The organism is Gammaproteobacteria bacterium (genome assembly GCA_013151035.1).
GTDB lineage: Bacteria > Pseudomonadota > Gammaproteobacteria > JAADJB01 > JAADJB01 > JAADJB01.
The window spans coordinates 1-8053 of sequence record JAADJB010000028.1 but is presented as its reverse complement, the minus strand read 5'-3'; the positions used below and the strand labels follow the sequence as shown (position 1 = coordinate 8053).

Here is an 8053-nt window from a genome sequence, read left to right as displayed (position 1 = left end):
TCGTTTCTTTATGTTGATGGTATGTTGAACTTCCATCATGGCGCATTACGACGCCGTATTAAAGGGGGAGGAGACCATCTCATCACCCTACGGAGGAGAGGTAGGGTGCGCATTGCGCACCAGCATAATTATTAAAGGTGTATTCTTAAATGTCGGAAGAAATTGTAAAAAAATGGTTGAATGATGTGGTGAAAACAGCGGCTAACAGGGATCATGCGGCGCATGTCGATCTGATCTCTCAGCGTGTTAGCCTGACCGGTGTGCCGGGTTTTGATGCTATTGGTTTTCAGCAGTGGTCGGAGCAATGTAAGCATGAGTTTGATAATCAATTGCTTAAATCGGTGCGCTATGAAGGTCTGAAGATGGTGGCGGATACTACGAGTCGTATTATGTTCAAGACCTATGAGATTGTTGAGGGTGTTGATGGTACGGTTAATGCGCAGGGTGTTGAGGTGTTGCTGGAAAAAGAAGATGACGATCAGTGGCGTGTGGTGCAGGAACGTATCCTGGATGAGGGTGAGACCCGGCATGCTGGCTTGATGTCTGGATAGTTTGATGCCTAATGTTTTTTCTAAGCTGAAATTCAGCAATTCTTTTGCCTCCTTATCGAATGATTTTTATTCCAGAGTGGCCCCCACGCCCTTCGTTAGTTCGCCTGAGCTATTACATTTTAATCAGGATGTCGCTGGTTTGATTGATCTTGATGCGACAGCAGCAGTGCACCCGGATATCGCGGCTATATTCTCTGGTCAGAATTTGCTTGAGGGCAGCGATCCGATTGCTATGTTGTATGCCGGGCATCAGTTTGGTCACTTTGTATCGCAGTTAGGCGATGGGCGGGCGATCCTGTTGGGTGAGGTGCGCAATGCTCAGGGCGAACCCTGGGAGATACAGCTCAAGGGGAGTGGAGTCACCCCGTACTCGCGTAATGCGGATGGTCGTGCTGTGTTGCGTTCTACCATCAGAGAATATTTGTGCAGCGAGGCAATGCATGCCCTGGGTATTCCGACCACTCGCGCACTATGTATTGTCGGTAGTAGAGATGAGGTCTACAGGGAACAGATAGAACGAGGGGCCATGCTCACCCGTCTGGCACCTAGTCATGTGCGTTTTGGTTCGTTTGAGGTGTTTTATTATCGCCAGCAATTTGATCATTTACGCACCCTGGCTGATTATGTTATTCGCTATCATTTTCCTGAATTGCAGGCTGTTAAAAACCCTTATCAGGGTTTGTTATCTGAGATTATTCGGCGTACTGCGCACTTGATTGCTCAATGGCAATCGGTTGGTTTTTCTCATGGGGTGATGAATACCGATAATATGTCGATCCTCGGGTTGACGTTAGACTATGGGCCGTATGGTTTTATGGATGCCTATGATCCGGGTTATATTTGTAATCACTCTGATCATGAGGGGCTTTATGCCTATAATCGGCAACCGGATAGAGGTTTGTTTAATGTGAGTTGTCTGGCGCAGGCGATGTTGCCTTTATTAGCTGATGATGTTGATCAGGCGGTGGCATTAGCGCGTGATGAACTAGAACAGTATAGGGATCATTATGCACAGAGCTATGCCGATTTAATGCGTGCCAAGCTGGGTTTGCTTGAATCACAGAGTGAAGATCAGCAATTAGTACAGGGGTTACTGGATTTGATGGCCGCTGATGGTGTTGATTTTACTCTTCTGTTTCGTCGCTTATGTTCTTTTTCTATCCGGCAAGATGCCGTTAATGCCCCGTTGTGTGAGCTATTTTCTGATTTGCAGGCCTTTAATCAATGGTTGCGCCGTTATAAAGTTCGATTGCTGGATGAGGATAGTGTTGATGCATTGCGTTGTCAGCAGATGAAACAGGTCAATCCAAAGTATATTTTACGCAATCATCTGGCAGAGCAAGTTATTCGCGCAGCGGAAGATGAACAGAATTATGATGAGTTGGAGTGTTTGTTCCAATTATTAAAAAAACCCTTCGAAGATCAGAAAGCCCATGAAAAATATACGGTTTTACCTCCGGAGTGGGCAAAAAAGCTGAGTGTGAGTTGTTCTTCGTAGTCGCTTAAAGCTTGCCAAACCTTCGTTATCTGTGATACTTATAATAATGACAAATGTCAATTTATGATAAATTTGGGGGAATTTGTGATGAATGCCGGAGAGCTTGTAATGAATGAAGGGCCTAGTTGTAAATGTGTGATTTCTTTTTTGTGGACCAATGCAATGGTGGTGGCCGCGATAGTGTTTTTATTGTTTACCTTTATTGATCCAGTGGATGTAGCAACAGCCATGATGCTGGATGTGGATGCGGGTACCTTTCGCATCAAAGCCTATGTGTTTAGTTTTCTTTTTCTGTGGGTGATGTTTAGCGCATCGACCTTTCTGAACTGTTATTTCACTAAATTGCGTGATAGCAAACATACTTGAGTCAGTCCATTTCAGAGTAGTGGTTGCAGTATGTCTTTGATGGCGTTGCGCGTCAGTTCGCCATTATGGAGGGTGACAATCTTGCCTGAGCGATTGATGAAGGCAGTAAATGGCAGGGTATTGCTGGTGTTGCCATAACGGCGTGAAATCTCCATTGCCGCTAGGTCTGCCGCCATGAGTGGGTATTGGATACCCATTTCCTGTGCATACTCACGCACCGCTTCGGTGCTATCAACAGCAATGCCGATAACCTGTAGTCCTTGATCAGCGTATTCTTTTTGTATCGACATCAGTGCTGGAATCTCTTTTCTGCACGGTGGGCACCAGGTTGCCCAAAAGTTAACGATAAGTATTTGTTGATCCCATTCATTTACATTCCTTGCGACATCATGAATATCATTAAGGATAAATGGCGGGCGTTGTGTGCCGATAACAGCGCTGTTTTTTATCGGCACCGCTGAGGATATGAGTAGTTGTTGGCTACCAATGCCGATTAATAGAGCGGTAATTAGTAGCAGACTGATAAGTATTTTATTTTTCATGAAAACCTGTGGTTTATTGTCTATGTGTATTATACGCATACGAGATATTGATTTTTGTCATTTTTTTATTGCCACAATATCTCGTATAGAGTAGGATTTAGGCTGCTTAGGCATATTAACCATAGTTTTTTCATGATTAATATCAAGAGCCGGTACGAAAAAATAAAAAAACGATGTATATCGCGCACTAAAACAAAAATGGGGGATGGATTGAGCGTATGTTCAGTATAAAAAAATCTTTGACTGGGGTTACAGGGTTTCTATTATCCTTGCTGACGGGTACCGCATTTGCAGATTATAAACTTAATTTCCCTGAGCCAGTATCCCCGCTTACCCAGCAGATGTACGATTTGCACATGATGACCACTACGATGGCGACAGGCATCATGATTGTGGTGATCGCTGTGGTGACCTATAGCATCGTAAAATTTAGAAAATCTAAAGACTATCAAGCGGATCAGAACTTTCATAAGGGCACCTTTGGTACTTGGTCCTGGTTATTGGTTCCCATCATCGTACTGGGTATTGATCTGAGTATTGCCGAGCCAGCACTGGATGCACTGAAGAAGGTAGAAGAACAAAAACCTGCGGATATAACCGTTAAGGTGATTGGTTCGCAGTGGAAATGGACCTACGAATACATCGATGATGATATTCGTATCGTGAGTAATATGTTGTCCAAGGAAGAGGCCGGTGATAATTACCTCCGCGCCGTGGATAACCCTCTGGTATTGCCTGTTAATAAACGTATCCGTTTCCTGCATACCGCGAGTGATGTGCTACATGCCTGGTGGGTGCCGGCCATTGTTTATAAGAAGGATTCTATCCCAGGCTATATCAATGAGACCTGGACGCTTATCGAAAAAGAAGGGACCTATCGTGGTCAGTGTGCCGAGAACTGTGGTACCGGTCATGCCTTTATGCCGATTGTGGTCGAGGCAGTTAGTCAGGAAAAGTATGATGCCTGGGTGACGGCACAGAAGACGGCGAAGGCAGCAGCATTGGCTGAGGCATCGGCTAACAAGACTTGGGGTAAGGATGAGTTGATGGCGCGCGGTAAGGCTATCTATGACATTAATTGTGCCGGTTGTCATCAGACGACAGGTGAAGGTATTCCTGGTGTATTCCCTGCATTGAAGGGTAGTGCGATTGCGACCGGGCCTGTTGCGGCTCATCTGGATATTGTTATGAACGGTAAGGCGGGCACGGCAATGTCTGCCTGGACGAATCAGTTCAATGACCTGGAGTTGGCCGCTGTTGTTACCTATGAGCGTAATGCCTGGGGTAATGATACCGGTGATCTTGTGCAACCTGCTAGTGTTAAAGCGGTTCGTAAATAAAAACACTTTGGAGAATAGATAAATGAGTGCTGTGATTAACGAAGACGTCCATCACGACGAACACCATCACGACGGTCCTCCAACGGGTTTCAAGCGTTGGTTATATAGTACCAATCATAAAGATATCGGTACTATGTACCTGATTTTTGCTCTGGTGATGTTATTTCTGGGCGGGGCGATGGCAATGTTGATTCGTGCCGAGTTGTTTATGCCTGGTATACAGATCACGAACCCTGATTTTTATAATATGCTGGTAACAGATCACGCCTTGATTATGGTGTTTGGCATGGTGATGCCAGCAGCGGCGGGTATGGCTAACTGGATGATTCCGATGATGATCGGGGCACCGGATATGGCGTTACCACGTATGAATAATATGAGCTTCTGGTTATTGCCAGCGGCGGCTATCTTACTGGTTGCATCAATGGTGGTTGGTTTTATTCCAGGCACGGGCACACCGGTTAATACGGGCTGGACTCTGTATCCACCGTTATCCATACAAACAGGTATGGGTATGGATCTGTTGATCTTTACCGTGCATCTGTTGGGTATCTCATCCATCATGGCATCCATTAACATCGTGACCACGATTCTTAATATGCGTGCACCGGGTATGAAGATGATGGATATGCCATTATTTTGCTGGTCCTGGTTCTTCACCGGTCTGTTGCTGATTATCATCATGCCTGTATTGGCCGGTGGCGTTACCATGCTGTTGTTTGATCGTCACTTTGGTACCAGTTTCTTTGATGCAGCGGGTGGTGGTGATCCGGTGTTATTCCAGCATCTATTCTGGTTCTTCGGACATCCTGAAGTGTATGTCTTGTTGTTGCCTTCTATTGGTGTGTTAGGTCTGGTTATTCCAACCTTCTCGCGCAAGCCATTGTTTGGTTACAAACCGCTGGTTTACTTTATGGCCTTCCTGTTTGCCTTGGGTCTGGTTGTATGGGCACATCACCAATATACCGTGGGTATGTCGCTGGCGGTGACGACTTACTTTATGATCGGGACTATTTTGATCTCCATCCCGGTTGGTTTGATGATCTTTAATTTCATCTTCACTATGTGGCGTGGGGCAATGACCTTCGAGACACCAATGTTGTTTGCTATTGCGATTATCCTGATGTTCTCGTTTGCCGGTGTGACCGGGGTTATGCTGGCCGTGGTGCCTGCTGATTTGCAATATCACGACACCTATTTTGTGGTGGCTCACTTCCATTATGCCTTGATTCCTGGTGCGGTATTCGGTCTCTATGCAGGCGTGTTTTACTGGTTGCCGAAGTGGACAGGGCATATGTATGACGAGACTCTGGCCAAGATATTTTTCTGGTGGACAACGCTGTCATTTAACCTGACCTTCTTCCCGCAGCATTTCTCGGGTCTGGCGGGTATGCCGCGTCGTATCGTGGATTACAATGTACAGTATCTGGAGTTTAATGTAATTTCCAGTATTGGTGGTTTCCTGTTTGGGCTGTCACATCTTTTATTCCTGTATATTATTATCAAGACAGTTAAGGGTGGTAAGAAGGCCGGTGATATGCCTTGGGAAGGTGCGCAGATTGGTACGCCAGGTCTGGAGTGGTCGCTATCATCACCACCGCCATTCCATAGTTTTTCAACGCCGCCCAAAATTAAGATAAATCACTAGGTTGATGTTGCTTATGAATGATAATGAAACAATGCAGGATCAAACGACAATCAGGAATAATCGAAGGGTTGCGATTGTACTGGGTCTCATTGCTCTGGGCTTGGCATCATTACCCTTCTTTTATCTTAGTAAGATGACTATGGCAGGATGAGTGATAGACCTGAGCCTTCTGACAATCAGATAAAGGCGAAAAAATCAGCAGTAAAGTTATTTATGTTGGTGCTTGTAATGTTTGCATTTGGTTTTGCGATGGTACCACTGTACAGCCTGGTTTGTTCGGTGACCGGGCTAAGCAGTACCAGTTTGGCGCCGGGACGGGTTAAGGAATCAAGTCTGAATCTGGCAGTCGATAAGACACGAACGATTACGGTTGGCTTTGATACCACGATCAATACGGATTTACCCTGGGATGTTTATCCAAAGGTAAAGACGATTGATGTTCATCCAGGTGAGATTGCTGAGGTGATGTTTGTTGCAAAAAACAATTCGAACAGGCGTATAGAGGCACAGGCAGTACCGGGTATTACGCCCTGGCAGGCAACGGAATATTTTGAAAAGATTGAATGTTTTTGTTTTACCTCGCAGACATTAGAGGCGGGTGAGAGCAGGGATATGTTGTTAAAGTTTGTAGTAGACGGCGGGTTGCCTGAGCAATATAAGACGATTACCCTGTCGTATACCTTGATGGACAAGGATCGATCAAAGTTACGATTGATACCAGATCCTGATTATATGAAGACGCATGAACATTAGAGATAACAAAAAGATATAATTGTAAAAGGGGGCGCAATGAGTACTGCAGAGCAAGGTTATTTTATCCCGGAACCCAGTCGTTGGCCGATTGTGGCGGTTACTGGACTATTTCTTACCGTGTTGGGTGTTACCCTTTGGGTGAATGAGGTTAATGTTGGGCCATTTATGGTTGTATTGGGTCTGGCAGTGGTTACCTATCTCTTCTTTGGCTGGTTTGGTGATGTCATTGATGAGAGTATGTCGGGTAAATATGGTGCAGGTGTTGATCGCTCTTTCCGTCAGGGGATGTTCTGGTTTATTACCTCGGAAGCCTTCTTCTTTGTCACCTTCTTTTCCTGTTTGTATTATTTGAGGAATATTTCGTTAACCTCTCTTGGTGGTGTCGGGCATCTGGCGAGTTCTAATTTATTATGGGAAGGCTTTGAGTATGCCTGGCCATTGGTAAATCTACCAGATGCAACGAGTTATACCCAGATTAAGGAAGTTGTTGGTCCCTGGGGTATCCCTTTATACAATACAATTATCCTGTTGAGTTCGGGTGCAACTCTGACCTGGGCACACTGGGGTTTGAAGAAGGAGAGTCAGTCACAGTTGGTGTGGGGCCTGGTCTTTACCGTCGCTCTGGGTCTTATCTTCTTTAGTTTACAGGCTTATGAGTATGCCCACGCCTATTCCGAATTGGGGCTGACTCTGAACTCAGGTGTCTATGGTTCGATCTTCTATATGTTGACCGGTTTCCATGGTTTCCATGTCGTCCTGGGTACCATCATGTTGATTGTAATCCTGGTGCGTAGCAGCAAGGGTCACTTTTCGGAGAAACATCATTTTGCCTTTGAGGCGGTTGCTTGGTATTGGCACTTTGTTGATGTGGTGTGGTTAGGTTTGTTTATATTCGTATACTGGATGTAAGCAGGAAATGATCTAGAGCGCAGGGTATTCGTTATGAATGCCCTGTTTTGTTTTGGTTTAAAGTCCGTGTGGTGTAATCTCTCCAAAATACCAGCCTGCAATGAGCATGATGACCAGGCTAAATGAAAGAATGACTCTTAGTGTTAATGATACGACAACCCTTGTGGATTGATCGCCATCTTTGGCGAGGAAAAAAATGCCTGATATCAGGCTGACTAGAATCAATATAAAATTAATGGCAATAAGTGTCTTGAACATGATTAAAATCCCGAGTCTTTCAGGTAGTATATAGACTTCTTTGAGTTGTTTACAGTTGGTTGTGTTGTTTGTGTCCAGGTATCCCTTTTATTTTCGTTTTTCCCTTTTAGGCAGCGTACTCGCTGTTATTGGTCTTGTTGTCTTTATCAAACTGGGTAATTGGCAAGTACATCGTGCGGCTGAAAAGG

Annotated in this window: 10 protein-coding genes; 8 read left to right on the top strand and 2 right to left on the bottom strand. The window is 45.1% G+C overall.

Annotated elements, in window-relative coordinates; genetic code table 11:
• Positions 1 to 149: 149 nt before the first annotated feature.
• The 3 genes from GXP22_06830 to GXP22_06820 all read left to right on the top strand — a co-directional run bounded on the left by GXP22_06830 (position 150) and on the right by GXP22_06820 (position 2415).
• Positions 150 to 551, top strand: coding sequence for a hypothetical protein (locus tag GXP22_06830; protein NOX09186.1), 402 nt, complete (start codon positions 150 to 152; stop codon positions 549 to 551).
• A 4-nt stretch (positions 552 to 555) separates the two neighbouring features.
• Entirely contained in the window at positions 556 to 2049 is a 1494-nt protein-coding gene (locus GXP22_06825) for a YdiU family protein (GenBank protein NOX09185.1), read from the top strand.
• Positions 2050 to 2157: 108 nt separating this feature from the next.
• Positions 2158 to 2415: a hypothetical protein gene (locus GXP22_06820; protein NOX09184.1), complete on the top strand. Its 258-nt coding sequence runs from the start codon at positions 2158 to 2160 to the stop codon at positions 2413 to 2415.
• Between the two features lie 11 nt (positions 2416 to 2426).
• On the opposite strand, the gene GXP22_06815 is transcribed toward GXP22_06820, so the two are convergent.
• The gene (locus tag GXP22_06815; protein ID NOX09183.1) at positions 2427 to 2957 is read right to left on the bottom strand and encodes a TlpA family protein disulfide reductase; all 531 of its coding nucleotides are present in this window, start codon (positions 2955 to 2957) and stop codon (positions 2427 to 2429) included.
• Between the two features lie 218 nt (positions 2958 to 3175).
• On the opposite strand from GXP22_06815, the gene coxB reads away from it, so the two are divergent.
• Genes coxB through GXP22_06790 form a run of 5 tightly spaced genes read left to right on the top strand, consistent with a single transcriptional unit; the run spans position 3176 to position 7607 of the window.
• Positions 3176 to 4297 carry a cytochrome c oxidase subunit II gene (coxB, locus tag GXP22_06810; GenBank protein ID NOX09182.1) on the top strand — a complete coding sequence of 374 codons (1122 nt, stop codon included), beginning with the start codon at positions 3176 to 3178 and terminating at the stop codon, positions 4295 to 4297.
• A gap of 22 nt (positions 4298 to 4319) precedes the next feature.
• A complete protein-coding gene (locus GXP22_06805; protein ID NOX09181.1) occupies positions 4320 to 5945 on the top strand; it encodes a cytochrome c oxidase subunit 1 in 1626 nt (541 codons plus the stop codon).
• Between the two features lie 13 nt (positions 5946 to 5958).
• Positions 5959 to 6096: a hypothetical protein gene (locus GXP22_06800; GenBank protein NOX09180.1), complete on the top strand. Its 138-nt coding sequence runs from the start codon at positions 5959 to 5961 to the stop codon at positions 6094 to 6096.
• Positions 6093 to 6698, top strand: a complete 606-nt coding sequence (locus GXP22_06795) for a cytochrome c oxidase assembly protein (GenBank protein ID NOX09179.1) — start codon at positions 6093 to 6095, stop codon at positions 6696 to 6698. Before GXP22_06800 ends, GXP22_06795 begins: the two co-directional genes overlap by 4 nt.
• A 36-nt stretch (positions 6699 to 6734) precedes the next feature.
• Entirely contained in the window at positions 6735 to 7607 is an 873-nt protein-coding gene (locus tag GXP22_06790) for a cytochrome c oxidase subunit 3 (GenBank protein NOX09178.1), read from the top strand.
• Positions 7608 to 7664: 57 nt separating this feature from the next.
• Here GXP22_06790 and GXP22_06785 read toward each other — a convergent pair whose 3' ends face one another.
• Positions 7665 to 7868 carry a twin transmembrane helix small protein gene (locus GXP22_06785; GenBank protein NOX09177.1) on the bottom strand — a complete coding sequence of 68 codons (204 nt, stop codon included), beginning with the start codon at positions 7866 to 7868 and terminating at the stop codon, positions 7665 to 7667.
• Positions 7869 to 8053: the final 185 nt, after the last annotated feature.